Source organism: Ruegeria sp. CF8 (assembly GCF_056537285.1).
This window is the reverse complement of sequence record NZ_JBQFRG010000002.1, coordinates 400826-416165: the sequence shown is the minus strand read 5'-3', so window position 1 is coordinate 416165 and position 15340 is coordinate 400826. Positions and strand designations below refer to the sequence as shown.

The window sequence follows — 15340 nt, the reverse complement described above, 5'->3', positions numbered from 1 at the left end:
TAGGCAAGGCGAGGCTCGCAGGCAGGCAACCTGTTTTAACCAATGCTGTTGGACGATCTGCCATAGCCCCGGGCACTTGGTACCCGGGACATGAGCCCTGTATAAACAGTTGAAGTCGCGATTATTCCGCGACTTCAGGAGCCGGAGTGTGTTTTCTGAACTGTTGATCAAACAAGGTTCTGAAACTACCGCTTTTCTTCATCAACTGGTCCAGGTTGCCCTGCTCTACGATTGCACCATCCTGAACCACGATGATCTTGTCTGCCTCAAGCACAGTCGACAGTCGGTGTGCGATGACAATGACGGTGACGTTCTGTGTCAAGGCATCCAGTGCTTTTTTGACAAGCGATTCCGATTCTGCATCCAACGCACTGGTGGCTTCGTCCAGCAGAAGGATTTCGGCGTTGCGCAGAATGGCACGCGCGATGGCGATCCTTTGTTTTTGTCCACCAGACAGGAAAGTGCCGTTTTCGCCGACCTGAGTGTCATAACCGTCAGGCAATTCCATGATGAAGTCATGCGCATGGGCGGCCTTGGCCGCTTCCATAACCTCTTCCTCGGTCGCTTCAGGGGCCGAGCAGCGAAGGTTGTCAAGGATGGATGCGGAAAACAGGAAGGTGTCCTGACCTACATACGAGATCTTTCGGCGTAAGGAGGCAAAGCTAACTTCTCTCAGATCCTGCCCGTCGATCTCAACGACGCCTTCATCAGGATCATAAAAACGCATGATCAAACCGAACAAGGTGGATTTACCGCCACCTGACTGGCCAACAAGGGCCGTTGTCTTACCTGCTTCGAACGAGACATTCATGTCCTCGATCACAGGCACCGCACCTTGATACCCGAAGGTCACGTTGCGTAGGGCAATGTGACCTGGCCCTTCGGTCAGATCTCGGGCATCGGGACTTTCGGTCATGGTGTCTTCTTGGTCCAGCAGACCAAACAACATGCTGACACCCACCATATTGGCTTCGATCTGGACACGCATACGCGACAGTCGTTTCGCGGGCTCGTAGGCCATCAGCAAAGCGGTGATAAATGACATCAGCTGCCCGGCTGTTGGTTGTTCGGTGCCCGCGATGCCCATCGTGCTGACGATAAGCACGCCAGCGACGGCAAGGCCTGCCAGAAATTCCATCAGCGGGCTGGCGATTGCCTGCAGCCTGGCAATGTCGTTCGAGCGTTGTTCGACCTTGCGGATCGCGGTCTCCATCCGGTCGATCATGCGATCTTCCAGCGAAAAGACTTTGATAACTTTGATACCGGCCGATGTTTCCTGAAGGACGCGAATAATCTCGGCCAGCGACTTGAACTCGGCCTGCATGATTTTGCGTACACTTTTCAGTAGGTATCGGACCCCCAGCAAAGCGACGGGGCCTACCACGAAGAACATTACCGACAGTACGGGCTGTTGATAAACCATGACCGCAACGAGCCCAACCAAAGTCAGGGCGTCGCGTACAAAACCGGTGACAAGCACGTCAATCAAGTTTCGGGCGGATTGTGCGCCGTTTGTCGTGCGCATCAGCAGGTCAGACGATTCATTCGCAGTAAAGAAAGAAACGCCATGACGAAGCAGTTTTCGGTAAACCTTTTCCTGCTGTTGTGCGACGATTCGATTGCCCGCGCGCGCCAGGTAGTTCGCTTGAATATACGAGGCAATCGCCTTGGTCAGGAACAGAAGTACAACGGCAAGCGCGATGACCTGCGCCCATCCCCGCAGTTCGGGGCTGGTCATGGCATCGACGATGTATTCCATCATATAAGCCGATCCGGCGGTGGTGATGGCCACAACGATCATTGCCAAAATCGCAATACCATACAGTGGGCCTTGCTCGTAAAAGCTTTCGCCCACAAGGCGGCCCATGTAGCCCGATCGCCATTTTTTCCAGGCGCGCGTTATCATTGCGTTCTCCAAATCGTGAAACGGTGCGCACGTTCAGATACCCTAATTTTTCCCGGGCCTAAAGGGCAGATACCGGGCTGCGTCAGTGCGGCCCATGGTAACTGTCTTTCGTGCGCAGCCGTAGATAGGGATTGCAATGGGATCAAACAAGGTCAATGCGCCTTTTTACGCCGATGGCCCTTTTTGGGGGCGGCACGACTTGGACTCGTCGCAACATGTGAAATGGGGACAGGGCCGTTAGCGCGCGGCGGTGCCGCGCGGTCGAGACAAAGTCGGCGCTAGGTATAACTCAGCCCAGTTCCTGCAGATATGCCATCAGGTTCACTATATCTTCATCCTTTTTCAAACCGGGAAATTGCATCCGGTTGCCGGGCAGGAATTCCTTGGGATCGATCAGAAACGCGGTCAAACTCTCCGGCGTCCACACTATTTCGGCGTTCTGAAGGGCTTTGGAGTATTTGAAGCCATCCACCTGACCTGCGGATTTACCAAAAATAGCGTGCAAGGACGGACCGACGCCGTTATGTCCTTCGTCTAATTTGTGACACGCGCTGCATTTGCGAAAAACCTTTTTTCCCGCTTTGACGTCTCCTGATACTGCGGTTGCAACGACCGTTTCCGTTGTCGCGGGAGGTGTTGCGGCCTGTTCGCCGTCTGAATGAAAGATCAGCCGCGCCGTGATGGGCACTGTTCGGGTGATGCCGGGCAGATTGGCCAGTTCCATCAGTTTGTCGACACCCGCATTAACACCGGCATCTTCAGCGTTGAGGAACACCATATCATTGGTCGCAACCAAGACGGACGTTTCAGACAAGCGGGCGACAAACATTTCGGTGTCAAAGGCAACTTCTGTTCCTGTTAGCGTCAGGACAGATGCGGCATCCACCGTCGTGGTTTCTCCGACGGCCAGCCCAGACACCTCGGCCATGTCAAAATCTGCCTTCAGGATTGCGGTACTCGCTTTGCGAAAGACAAATTCAATCATCCGCTCGTTTCGAATATCGATATTTGTTTCTACCGATGACAGGTCGATTTCGATTTCTGCATGGCCATTTTGGGTCACATAACCGCTGAGTTTGGTAAAGCTGTTAACCTCACCGACAGAGTTTTTCTTGATGGTTCCGTAAGCCAGATGAGAGTTGTCGCTGTCCAGCATCCAATTGTCGGCCAGAACGGGCGTTGCAACAATCGTCGACGCAATCGTGACTGCTTTCAACAGAAGTTTCATTTCAATCCTCCAAGGTTTGTGACACTTTTGCCCCGGCGGGCTTGGTCCGTGAGAGACAAACACACACAGGTCGCGATTTATTCGATGAGTGCCGAAATGACTTCTGAACAGGCCGTCCGCGACGCGGTACAGACGCATTCAAAACGCGTCTGGCGGTTTGCTCTGGCATTGTCAGGGGCATCAGATGTGGCGGACGATCTTCTGCAGGCTACATGCCTGCGCGCGCTGGAACGCCATCATCAGGTCACATCACACAACCGTCTGGACAGCTGGTTGATGACGATTTGCCGCTCAATTTGGTTGAATGAGGTGCGATCGCGCTCGGTTCGGCGGGCCCAGGCCTTGTCGGTGACGCCAGAAGCTGACCTAGTGGCCACCGGGCCGGATTCCGAAACGAATATTTTCGCGGCTGAAGTGTTTACACAAGTGATGCAGCTGCCAGAAGCGCAGCGGGAAACGGTTATGCTAGTATTCGTCGAAGGGTACAGCTACCGCGAAGCCGCTGCCTTGCTGGAAGTTCCCATCGGTACGATTATGAGCCGGCTATCGAATGCCCGGCAGAAACTGAAAACCGTGATGCAGCTTGATGCGGCTGGCACCGCGCGACGGAGTGGCAAATGACGTTTTCCGACGAGACGCTGTTGGCGTATCTGGAAGGCACACTGGACGAGGCTCAGAGCCGCGCCATCGAGGCTGCGGTTGAGGAAGATGCTGAACTTGAAAGCCGCCTGATGGCACTGGACCCGTTCGCGCCAGTGATTCAGGGTGTTTTCGAGACTCTGCCTGCCGAGACGCCGAAGATAGAATTGCCGGAACCCGTGGAGCAAAATAAAGGCAGTGGGTTTTTGCGCCTTTTCGCCGTGGCTGCGAGTGTTGGAGTTGCAGCAGTTGCCCTGACGTTTTGGGCCACACGTCCGGCAGATTTAGGTTGGGCGCAGCAAGCGGCGATCTATCAGTCGCTATATGTGCCCGAGACGATTGTTTCTCTGGACAGTTCAGAAGCTTCGCTGAACAAGCAGTTTGAAATGGCCGAGGCCGAGCTTGGACGGTCTTTGAACAGAGATACACTTGAATCCTTGCCGGGTCTCGAGCTTAAGCGGGCGCAGGTTCTGTCATTCAAAGGCAAGCCTTTGATCCAGGTTGTCTTTGCAGATGAACAGGGTCAGCCTTTTGCGTTCTGTATAATTCGTCAGGGGCCCAACGCTCCGCCCGCTGAGGTCAAGCAAGCGGTGCTGAGCGGTTTGGCGACGGCCACTTGGGCTCAAGACGGCTATGGATACATGCTGTTGGGCAGTTCTCCGCAAACAGATTTACAAAGTGAGCTGGACGTTCTGACCCGCACTTTTGCAGGCTGATCAGAAACTCTTGCAATGCCTCTTGTGAACAGTGGCAAATGCCCGAAGAATACCGGCATGAAATCGAAGAAACCTTTACCCCTTCCTGAGGAAGAGGTCGATGATCTCGGCCCGGCCAGTATTTTTGATGGCGATCCGTCTGAGGAAGAAGATCTTTGGTTTCTGCCTCCCGATGAGGTCGAGGAAGAGGATTATTTCCTTCCCGGCCCGCGATCCGATCAACGATTGCTGTTTGACCCACGCGATTGGCGTGCGGCGCAGTCTGAATTGTCGGCCGAGCTTGCAGTTCTTGCGCTGACTTTCGGTGCTTTGGACGAACGTTTGCGCGCAGGTCCCAAGGGGTGGACGCATCGCCTTGCCCTGATGGAGACGTCTGATCTGGGCTGGTGGACGGGTGATCGCATCAGTGTTGACCGATTGGCTTTGTGGACCGGCTTGCGCATCGGAGCGACCCATGATGACGTGCAAGCATTGTTCCGAGCCGGATGGGCTGTGCGCCGCCTGAGCTCGGGCGCTGCCCCCGCACAAGGGGGATGGGAAACCGGATTGACCGCATTTCTAGACCGCCTGGCGCAAGGGTCCGATGCAGCCCCAGATGCAATTGTGGATCTGGCGGAAGTGATGCAAGGCGTTGAAGGTTTGCATCCGGTCACGCAATCAGCAATCGCGTTTCATGCATGGCGTGCTATCGCGCAGGGTATTGGTCAGGATACCGAGGCCGCCGTGATAGCGGCGCGGCACGCAGCGTCCATGGGGCGGGGTGGTGCCGTGTTTATGCCACTTGCATTGTCAGGTCCGGGCGCATTGCGCGGGGCAGGAGAGCCGACGGAAAAACTCGGGGCCTGGATACGAGGGGCCGGGCAGGCGGCCCTTGCGGGGTTGTTGCATCTCGACCGGATCAGCGCCTGGGAGGCCAAAGCCCGGGACGTCACGCAAGATTTGAGCGGGCGCACCCCTCCGCGCCTGATTGAGGTGTTGGCCTCGTGGCCTATGGTGTCAGCTCCTTTGGCCGAAGATCTGACCGAAGCATCGCGTGCAGCGGTTCAGCGAAATTTCGATCTGTTTAACCACCGAGGTCTAGTACGTGAGGTCACAGGGCAAGGGCGTTATCGCGTCTGGACCGCGGCGCTGTAGTCCAGCAGCCAACTACGGAACATGCGGGCGGGTGTGCGCATGGTTGTAAGCGATGGGTAGATCAGGTGGTACGCCTCTTGTCCGGCAACTGTAGCTTCCGGCAGGCACGGCACGAGCCCAGACATTTCCATGATCCGATCCGAAGCAGGCGCGCGGGCAAGCGCAATACCCAACCCGCTTGCTGACAATTCTGCTGCCATGATCGAGTTGTCCGCGAAGAAATACCGCGCCTGTCCCGCAGGCAAGCGCAGGGTTTCGAACCAATGCGGCCAACTTGCGCGATGTGTTGAGACTTCGATCAGAGTGTAACCAAGCAGATCTTGCGGGGTTTTGATCTGTGCAGCGATAGCGGACGGTGCAACAGGATAAAGAACTTCTCGAATTAACTCATCACCTTCGGTGCCAAACAGGGCAGGGTTGCCAAAAACAATCTGCAAATCAGTAAATCGATTGGCAAAATCCGAAACGACGTTTCCGGTGGCCAGTGACAAGTTGATATCAGGATGCCCGGCTTGAAATGTTGAAAGGCCCTTGGCCAGGATTCCATGAGCGAAAAGCAACACAGACTGCACGTAAAGGCGCTGCTCCCGCGTTTCGCCAAACAAGCCAGTGGTGGCAGTTTCCAGCATCAACAGTGACTGTTGCACCGATGGTAAATAGGCCCGCCCAGCCTCGGTCAGTGTTACAGCGTGGGCATGGCGGTGGAACAGCGGGGTGCCCAGCCGGGTCTCCAGCGCTTTGACCTGTTGGCTAACGGCCGCGGCGGACATGTTCAGCTGCACTGCTGCCCTGGCAAAGCTTTCGGTGCGCGCGGCCGCTTCGAACACGCGCAACCAGTTGAGAGAGGGGATACGGGACGTCATGTCGAAAGGCTAAGCAAAACTTACCCTGACCTGCAAGACAAACCGTGCTGAGCCTTGCTCAAGTCGTATTAGCGTATTGGCAGCGAACAGAATGAATGAGCTCTGCCATGACCGATCCGGCCCTACCTCCGCGGCCCAAGCGCAAAATCTGGAACTTTACACCGCAATTGCCAATTCAGACGTCTCCGTACTGGGATTGGCCGATGAAACCCTTGGCGGCGTTGCGTTACCTTCTGCAAAGCTGGAATCCTTTGGCGCTGCGCGCGCTGCTGCTGGTTTTTGCCATCATCACATGGAATTACCTGACCCCATCACTCGTCCGGATCCAGACGTTCAGCTGGGATTGGGTGGCCGAGATCTGGTTTCGGAATTTCTGCATCCTGATGGTGGTCGCAGGTGGCTTGCATTTGGCACTGTGGAAATTCCGCACGCAACAAGATGAGTACCGCTATGACATGCGTCCGATGATGAAGGGCGCAAAGGTTTTCACCTTCAAGAACCAGGTCTGGGACAATATGTTCTGGACCTTAGGCCCGGCGCTTACGTTCTGGACTTTTTGGGAATGCCTGATCCTGTATTCCTATGCCAATGGTTGGATCACCATGATCTCCTTCGACAGCAACCCAATCTGGTTCATCTTGGTTGTGGTTTTTGTTCCGATCTGGGCGGGTTTTCATTTCTACTGGCTGCATCGTCTGCTGCATGTCGGCCCGTTTTACACCAAGGTGCACGCTTGGCATCATCGCAACATTAATACCGGTCCATGGTCTGGCCTGGCCATGCATCCTGTCGAAAGTTTCTTTTTGATGTTCGACACGATGATTTTCTTTCTTCTGCCGTCCCACCCAATCCACGCGATCTTTCTGCTGTTCCATCACGGAATTGGTGCGCCGACCTCTCATGCTGGTTTCGAACACGTTAAATTCGGCAATAAGGCCAAGTTTCAGGTCGGGGACTTTTTCCATCAACTGCATCACAGGTTTTTCGATTGCAACTACGGCACCTGGGAAACGCCTTGGGACGAGTGGTTCAACACGTTCCACGACGGAACGGACGAGGGCAACGAAATGGTCAAAGAACGCCGTCGCAAGATCTGGGCGGGCGAGTAAAGCCGACCAGTCCTTTGCCGAGCCTGAAACGACCCGGCAAAGGACTGGGATTTACATCCGGACCTAGTTCCTCACTCTGCAACGAAGCATCAGTGTAGTTGGCCAAGCTGGAAGGCTACATGCAACGCCTGACAACCAGACCGGAAAAGCTCAGCGCCCCACCCCGACATAGGTTTCAAAGCCAGCCTTCAGGGTCTTGCTTTCTGAATAAACATTGCGGAGATCGACCATTCGGGGGGCGCTCATGGCCTGGGCCAGATCACCAAGGTTAAGAGCTCTGAACTCGTTCCATTCCGTCAGCAGAACCAGAACATCCGCCCCTTGCGCGGCAACATAAGGATCGTCGCACCATTCGACGCCCGGCAGTAGAGTTTCGCCTTCGGATTTACCTTGTGGATCCACCACGCGCACTTTCGCGCCTCCACCGATCAGGGCCGGGACAATGGACAAAGAGGGCGCGTCACGCATGTCATCTGTATTGGGCTTGAAAGTAACCCCAAGCACCGCAACGGTTTTGCCGTTGAAGTGATCGTCACAGGCCTCGCGGATCTTTTCGATCATACGCTTTTTGACTTCGTCATTCACGCGAATGACGGTTTCAGTAATCTGCATCGGATGTGCGTGATCCTGACCTATCCGCGCCAGCGCTGCAGTGTCTTTGGGGAAGCACGAGCCGCCATAGCCGGGCCCTGCGTGCAGGAATTTGTTGCCGATCCGCCCGTCCAGACCCATGCCGCGAGACACCTCTTTGACATCTGCACCGACCTTCTCGCAGAGCCCCGCGATTTCGTTGATGAACGTGATCTTGGTCGCCAGAAATGCGTTGGCGGCGTATTTGATCATCTCGGCGCTTTCCAGATCGGTGGTCAGGATCGGAAAATCGCGCAGGTAGAGTGGGCGGTAAATCTCGGCCATCACTTCGGCAGCGCGGTCGTTTTCCACCCCAACCACAACGCGGTCAGGGCGCATGAAGTCATCAATCGCGGCCCCTTCGCGCAGAAACTCAGGGTTCGAAGCGACATCGAATTCCGCGTTGGGATTGGCGGCTGCGACCACCGCCTGTACTTGCCTGTTGGTGCCTACGGGTACAGTCGATTTTGTGACGATCACAGTATACCCGGTGACGGCCTGTGCTATTTCTTCTGCAGCTGCCATCACATAGGTCAGGTCGGCATGGCCATCACCACGCCGGGTCGGCGTTCCCACCGCAATAAAAACCGCGTCCGCCCCGTCCACGGCGGCGGCCAAATCGGTGGTAAAGCTCAGGCGGCCGGCAGCCACGTTTTTGGCCATCAACACATCAAGACCGGGCTCGTAAATTGGGACCTCGCCGGCTTTGAGCATGTCAATTTTCTGCTCCGCCTTGTCGACGCAAATCACATCATGACCGAAATCCGAAAAGCACACGCCAGACACAAGGCCGACGTAACCGGTGCCGATCATCGCAATACGCATCTCAAAAGTCCTTCTTAACAATACCTGCCGACAACGCGCGAACAATCAAAGAAACCAGCGGTAATTTCAATGGTTCACAGCGCCCGTAGACCGCTTCCCATAGGTTCTACCTGTTTTTGAGGCAATAAGGGTGCGGGAACTTTTGCAACGACTTTTAGCGTGCAACACAGATTTTTTCGATTTGCACCCAGTTTGAGGGGGATTTTAGTTCACCAAGTTTTTTTTGGTTTAGGACCATAATTTGTATTGGAACAAACGTGTTGCCCCGTTTTGCCCTTTCCAGCGCGTCAATCAAGCACACACTTAGACGTTCAAATTTTTGTGCCCCGTTGTGAAACAACTAATGCCAAGCGACATTCAGATACTTTGTTGAATTGGGTGTTCAGAACTTGTTTTCTGAAGTGAAAATTTTCGAACCAATCAGCCCGAAAGTATCGCTTTGTTGAAAGGTTGTAGGCTTGTTTTTGTGGTGTTTTGTGAGGGCAGGCTTCACGATTTCTTTCCGGAGCATTCGTAACAGATTATCAAAGACCTGAGCAAAGAAGCCGCCCGGTAAAATACCCGGGCGGCCTATTAACTTAGAACCATCGCCCGATCGCTGTAACGGTCGGCGGCAGTACTGAGGAATCTGACAGCGCCGACAGCACCTTGTAGTCAACCTGCGTTGTGCCGGGCGTATCCAAACCGACAACCCGGCCGACAGAGCCTCCGCTGCCATTGACGCTTGGTGCCGCTGCAAAGGGCATGGGATAGTTCCAAGTGAAAGCGGAACTCGCGAATAGAGCACCCTCAGCGTTAGAGCAATCAACTGCGGGCAGGGTAGCGGTGCAAATCTGTGTCCCGTCGGCGAACCGCACAAACTCGCCGTTTGTGTTGTGGCCGCGTTCGATGACGGCACCGGTTGGAGTGCCTGCGTTTTCCGAAACCGTTCCCAATAGATTTCCCGGCCCATATCCGTAATCTGCCCGCATAAGACGGCCAGTGCTGGTGTCGGACGCATCGCTTTGCACAGCTGCTCCTGACGCCGCACCGGTGGTCGGGTCAATACTCAGCGCTTGGGTCCAGTTTGTGCCGTCTGGGGACACTTTGATCGAAAACCCTGAATTGCCAGACAAGCCCATCTCGGCATGACCCGTCCAGTTCGATTGGAACAGGAGCGACGCGGTATCGCCAGCGCTGGCTTTGTTGATTTTAAGCTGATGCCCACCACCGTCGTGGGTCAGCAGCGTCGCTGGGCTACGAACAGTCAGACGGTTGGTTGCGTCGGCGGTTGCCGAAATACCGACACTATCCAGGTTTTGCGTATCTATAGGCAGTGGAACCCATGCAGTACCGTTCCAGATCCTGAGATCCCCGGCGGTTTCGTCCCAGGCGCGCCAACCCGGCGAGGGAGCCACGAAGTGCCAGGCATTGTCCAGCCAGGCGGCGAGGTCCCCGGAGTGCCCGGCCCAATCCCCTGTAGGAGAGGATCCAACCGCGTGAATTTCGCCGTGATCGGGAACCACTGGTGGAGTGTCAGTGTGTGTTGAGCGGACCGTCAGTTGCACGATCAGATCAAGTTGCCGCAGTGCTTCGTTATGTGTGACGTGCTTTTGCGCCTGTGAGGGTTGCAAAAACGGAAGGTTCAGTCGGGGTGAGATTTGAGACACGAGGATCCTCCTGTAGCTGTCGGCCCGAAACATCGGTTGCGCGCCACAGTGCAGTACAGCGCGTCAATCCTCTGTGACCGGGCCGACCGCCCAGGAAATCTTCTGCTAACCATTAAGCCGCAAAACGGGTTCAGCTGCCAGGGTTAAGTGCAAGGCTTTCGGGAATTATTCGCGGGCATAAATGTCTTCATAGCGAATAATGTCATCCTCGCCCAGGTAAGCTCCGGTTTGGACTTCGATCAGAACCATCGGAACCTTGCCCGGATTCTCCATCCGGTGCGTGGCACCCAGCGGAATGTAAACAGATTGGTTCTCACTCACCAGTTGCTCTTTGTCGTCGATTGTGACTTTTGCAGTGCCTTTGACGACGATCCAATGCTCGGATCGATGGTGATGAGATTGCAAGCTCAGCGCCGCACCTGGGTGAACATGGATCCGTTTGACTTGAAACCTGTCACCGATCACAAGGCTTTCGAACCAACCCCACGGACGATGGTCCACCGGCAGAGCTTCTGCTTGCTTAGCCCCTTTTTCCTTCAGCGCGGTGACGGCCTGTTTCACATCTTGCGCCTTATCCATGCTGGCCACCAGAACCGCATCGGGCATTGCAACTGCGATCACATTCTCCAGCCCCATTGCCACCACTTCCTGAGTCGGCGATTCTGATCGTATCAGAACATTACGGCATTCTATTGCAGTGACGTCGCCATCTGTCGCAACGCTGTCTTCGTCCATGTTTGACAGTTCTTGTACGGCTGTCCAGCTTCCGACGTCTGACCAGCCTGCGGAATACGGAACCACGCTTAGGTTCGACGCCTTTTCCATGACGGCATAGTCAATTGAGATGTCAGCAGCATCGGCCCAAGCGGAAGGATCCAGTCGCAGGAAGCCTAAGTCAGTTTTTGCCTCGGTAACTGCTTTTTGGACGGGTGCGATCAAGCTTCCTGCATGTTGTTCGAATGCAGCTATGATGTCACGCACCGCGAACAGGAAGATACCTGAATTCCACAAGTAACTTCCGTCAGCCAACATGGATTGCGCTGTTTCTTCATCCGGTTTTTCGACAAACCGATCCAGCGGGACGGCACGTTCAGTTGAATCCGGTGCGTGGCTGAGTTTGAGGTACCCATACCCGGTTTCTGGTCGTGTTGGCGTGATGCCAAATGTCACCAGATCACCACGTTCTCTTATCACGCGCGCGCCTTCTGCCACGGCTGAATGGAAGGCGGACTTATTTGGAATCACGTGATCTGACGGGGCCACAAGCATAATGGCGTCTGGGTTTCGGGATGCCAGGTAGATTGCTGCGGCCAGAACAGCAGGTGCGGTGTTGCGCCCTTCCGGTTCAATCAAGATAGGGCCGGGGTCGATGCCAACTTCGGCCAATTGTTCGGGCACGATAAAACGAAACGCTTCATTTGTAAGAACCAGCGGCTTTGCGTAAGGCATATCCGACGGTCCAAGCATTCGGTCAGCGCAATCCTGCAAAAGGGTGGCTTCACCCACCAAAGGAACAAATTGCTTGGGGTAACTTTTGCGTGACAGAGGCCATAAACGTGTCCCTGATCCTCCGCAAAGAATGACGGGATGAACTGTATTCGTCATGTGTATGCCTTTGAACTGGTAATCACAGAAGGTATTTCTTTAATCGTACTCAATGAAATGGCTTGTAACTACTGGGCGGCTTTCCCGGTTGCTACAATGTCGTTCAGGTATTGGCTCAGATCCTCACGCAGATCGTCACGGGCAAGCGCAAACGCAACTGTGGCTTGCAGAAAACCCGATTTTGACCCGCAATCAAAACGCTGGCCGTCAAATTTATAGCCAAATACGGGAACACCATCAGCGATGTCTTCGGCGATGGCATCGGTCAGCTGGATTTCACCGCCACTTCCGGCTTTCATAGCATTCAGGTTGTTAAGCACAGATGGGCGTAGAACATAGCGGCCAATTACTGCCAGATTTGACGGGGCCTCGGTCGGTTCAGGTTTTTCAACCATGCCGCGGGCCGGAACGACCGGACCGATGCTGTCCCCAACATCCAATACCCCATAAGAGCTTGTTTTTTCTGGAGAGACTTCCATGGCCGCGACCATGTTGCCTCCGGTCTCTTCATAGGCTTCGATCATTTGTTGAAGGCAGGGTTTGTCTGCTGCGATAACGTCATCGGGCAGCATAACGGCAAAGGGTTCGTCCCCAATCAGGCGACGGGCGCACCAAACGGCGTGTCCAAGACCCAGAGCTTTGTGTTGACGAATATAGGCAATCGCGCCGCTTTCCATGTTCGTTTCATTCAGGATTTCAAGCAGTTTATCTTTCTTTTTTGCCTTCAACTCCTGCTCTAGTACAAGATTGTGGTCGAAATAGTCCTCAAGCGCGGATTTCCCACGTGAGGTGACAAAAATGAATTCCTTGATACCTGCCGCGCGGGCTTCGTCGATGGCGTACTGCACCAAAGGCCGGTCTACCAAGGTCATGATTTCTTTCGGAACCGATTTGGTGGCCGGCAAAAACCGTGTTCCCATGCCTGCAACAGGAAAAATTGCTTTGGTGACCTTGCGTGTCATGATGCCTCTCAATTTCAATATTCAGCCGGAAAAGTGGGTTTTGTCCGACATGTTCTCATAGGCTGCGGAACCTGATCAATCAATGATGCCCGATAGTACAGGCGGCAATTGGTCAAATCGTGCCACCTTGTCGGGCCAGTGTCAAAAAAGAGCTTACTATACGTAACGCCAAGACGCGTCAAAAAACGGTGTCTTTTGCGGCACTATGAGATTGTTCATCGATTGGCTATCGCGAACAGGTTGCGCGTGGATTTCACACACATTGAAACTGATCTATCATCGTTTCGTATCGCTTGGGTTTTCACTTAAGGTTCTGAAACAACCTTGGTTTGCCAGGATGCATCTTGTTCTTAACGCAGTGCTTTTTTGGTTGGTGTTTTCAGATTTTATGATGATGCCTCAGGGCATTGCTGGCGTTGCGCTAGGGCTCGGAATTTGACCTCCTACAGAAGAGCAACAATAGCAGAAACGCTCAACTTATAGAGGCGCGTCGTTCGATAACCACAACGTGAAAACTGGGTTTCAAAATCCGCTTTGCTGTTCTGAAATTGGCGACAATTATGCAAAATTCCCCTAAATGGACGCCAATATGCCGGAGCTTGGATTGTATTACCGATGTGTTGGCCAATCGGTTGGGTGTGTTTCAGACCTCAACCTCATCTCCTGAGTCCAGCCTTTCGAACTCATTCAGGGTGCGAGCTTGGCTTTCATAGCAGGTTCCGGAAAGCAAGTTGGAGCGAGGCCCATGGTCATTTGCCAACGACCAAGCGAGCGGCGCGTTTTGAACCCAGGCAACCCATCTGCGCCGCCTACATCATGGCCCATCTGTTCAAGGGCACGCTGCATCGCTGCGATGTCGGACCGATACAAGTCCCGGACTTGCTCAAATTTTCCGACAAAATCCCCGACACCATATTGAATACGGTCTCCGACATGGCCAACAAACAAGGCGTATAGATCGCTTTTGTTGTATTCCTTGAGTACGTAGAAGTTCGGCGTAACGATAAAGGCTGGCCCATTCCGCCCGGCTGGCATCATCAGATATCCTTCACCTTCACGCTCATGGGCTGGGAAGGGCCTACCCGAGACACGACCTATCCCCATTTCTTCCCATTTGTGAATGGGGCGACCCTGATCGGGCCCTTCCAGAGAACATGGCACGGTTTCAGGAACAGACACCTCAAAACCCCAGTCCCGGTTTTTAACCCAGCCATGCTGGTCGAGATAGTGGCCGATCGATGCGATAGTATCGGCGGGCGAGCCCCAGATGTCGGCTCGCCCATCTCCATCGCCGTCTTTTGCATAAGTTAGAAAGTTTGACGGCATGAATTGCGGCTGACCCAATGCACCCGCCCAACTGCTTTTCATCTTTCGCGCTGGCAAGTGTCCGTATTCCGCGATTTGCAGAGCTGCGATCAACTCGCCCGTAAAATACTCAGCTCTGGTGCTCATGAAGGCTTTGGTGGACAGAACCTGGAATGCGTCATGGCGGATCGACACTTGCCCGTACCCGCTTTCTCGGCCCCAGATTGCAAGGATAATCCGTGCGGGAACGCCTGTTTCATCTTCGACCGAGGCGAGTGTTTTCGCGTGACGCTGCGCCATTTTGCGCCCGACGGACGTGGCGCCCTGAACTGATCCAGCGTTGAAATAGCGGCCGGGCGAACCGAACTCGGCCTGTTTTTGCGCTTTCGGTATTTTGGTTTTTTGCCCGGGAGGGACCAGATCAGGCAGTTTCCAGTTCAAAGTCACACCAGAGAACGCCTGCTGCATAGTATCTTGTGAAACCCCTTTGGCCCGGGCTTTTGGCCACACCACGTCCTGCAGCCAAGCCTGAAACTGGCGCTCAACTTCAGCACGATCCTGCGCCATCGCGGCGTGTGAGAGAAGGATAAGACCTGTGGTTACAAGTATTTTGCGCATCAAAGTAGCCATGCGTCCCTGCTCCGTTGGGGTCTCGACACGCGATACCGGTTGAGACCCAAGGTTGAAAGAAGTTGTAACCCGGCAATCTGCGGTTTGGAAAGGTCTTGAGAAATCTTTTGCATTTGCCGATAGTTGGATGGAATTTGGA

At 54.3% G+C, this 15340-nt stretch carries 12 protein-coding genes; 4 read left to right on the top strand and 8 right to left on the bottom strand.

Annotation, left to right across the window (positions count from 1 at the left end; all coding sequences use genetic code 11):
• Positions 1–121: 121 nt before the first annotated feature.
• Positions 122–1906 (bottom strand): ABC transporter ATP-binding protein, encoded by a 1785-nt coding sequence (locus ACR0EV_RS06495; RefSeq protein ID WP_480799337.1) that lies wholly within the window; start codon positions 1904–1906, stop codon positions 122–124.
• A gap of 289 nt (positions 1907–2195) precedes the next feature.
• Positions 2196–3134 carry a c-type cytochrome gene (locus ACR0EV_RS06490; RefSeq protein WP_480799336.1) on the bottom strand — a complete coding sequence of 313 codons (939 nt, stop codon included), beginning with the start codon at positions 3132–3134 and terminating at the stop codon, positions 2196–2198.
• A gap of 96 nt (positions 3135–3230) precedes the next feature.
• On the opposite strand from ACR0EV_RS06490, the gene ACR0EV_RS06485 reads away from it, so the two are divergent.
• The 3 genes from ACR0EV_RS06485 to ACR0EV_RS06475 are packed head-to-tail and all read left to right on the top strand — an operon-like array spanning position 3231 to position 5623.
• Positions 3231–3755 (top strand): RNA polymerase sigma factor, encoded by a 525-nt coding sequence (locus ACR0EV_RS06485; RefSeq protein ID WP_480799335.1) that lies wholly within the window; start codon positions 3231–3233, stop codon positions 3753–3755.
• Positions 3752–4489: a hypothetical protein gene (locus tag ACR0EV_RS06480; protein ID WP_480799334.1), complete on the top strand. Its 738-nt coding sequence runs from the start codon at positions 3752–3754 to the stop codon at positions 4487–4489. Before ACR0EV_RS06485 ends, ACR0EV_RS06480 begins: the two co-directional genes overlap by 4 nt.
• A 57-nt stretch (positions 4490–4546) precedes the next feature.
• The gene (locus ACR0EV_RS06475; RefSeq protein WP_480799333.1) at positions 4547–5623 is read left to right on the top strand and encodes a helix-turn-helix domain-containing protein; all 1077 of its coding nucleotides are present in this window, start codon (positions 4547–4549) and stop codon (positions 5621–5623) included.
• Here ACR0EV_RS06475 and ACR0EV_RS06470 read toward each other — a convergent pair.
• Positions 5596–6486, bottom strand: a complete 891-nt coding sequence (locus ACR0EV_RS06470) for a LysR family transcriptional regulator (RefSeq protein WP_480799332.1) — start codon at positions 6484–6486, stop codon at positions 5596–5598. The two genes, ACR0EV_RS06475 and ACR0EV_RS06470, sit on opposite strands and share 28 nt — an antisense overlap.
• Positions 6487–6593: 107 nt before the next feature.
• Between ACR0EV_RS06470 and ACR0EV_RS06465 the strand changes: the two genes are divergently transcribed.
• Positions 6594–7595 carry a sterol desaturase family protein gene (locus tag ACR0EV_RS06465; RefSeq protein WP_480799331.1) on the top strand — a complete coding sequence of 334 codons (1002 nt, stop codon included), beginning with the start codon at positions 6594–6596 and terminating at the stop codon, positions 7593–7595.
• Between the two features lie 150 nt (positions 7596–7745).
• Here the strand turns inward: ACR0EV_RS06465 and ACR0EV_RS06460 are convergent, their stop codons facing one another.
• The 5 genes from ACR0EV_RS06460 to ACR0EV_RS06440 form a co-directional block, all read right to left on the bottom strand.
• On the bottom strand, positions 7746–9050 hold the full coding sequence (locus tag ACR0EV_RS06460) for a UDP-glucose dehydrogenase family protein (RefSeq protein ID WP_480799330.1): 1305 nt from the start codon (positions 9048–9050) through the stop codon (positions 7746–7748).
• A 578-nt stretch (positions 9051–9628) separates the two neighbouring features.
• Positions 9629–10699 carry a DUF2793 domain-containing protein gene (locus ACR0EV_RS06455; protein WP_480799329.1) on the bottom strand — a complete coding sequence of 357 codons (1071 nt, stop codon included), beginning with the start codon at positions 10697–10699 and terminating at the stop codon, positions 9629–9631.
• Between the two features lie 165 nt (positions 10700–10864).
• Positions 10865–12304, bottom strand: coding sequence for a mannose-1-phosphate guanylyltransferase/mannose-6-phosphate isomerase (locus tag ACR0EV_RS06450; protein ID WP_480799328.1), 1440 nt, complete (start codon positions 12302–12304; stop codon positions 10865–10867).
• Positions 12305–12372: 68 nt separating this feature from the next.
• The gene (galU, locus tag ACR0EV_RS06445; protein WP_480799327.1) at positions 12373–13266 is read right to left on the bottom strand and encodes a UTP--glucose-1-phosphate uridylyltransferase GalU; all 894 of its coding nucleotides are present in this window, start codon (positions 13264–13266) and stop codon (positions 12373–12375) included.
• Positions 13267–13953: 687 nt separating this feature from the next.
• Positions 13954–15201: a lytic murein transglycosylase gene (locus tag ACR0EV_RS06440; RefSeq protein WP_480799326.1), complete on the bottom strand. Its 1248-nt coding sequence runs from the start codon at positions 15199–15201 to the stop codon at positions 13954–13956.
• Positions 15202–15340: the final 139 nt, after the last annotated feature.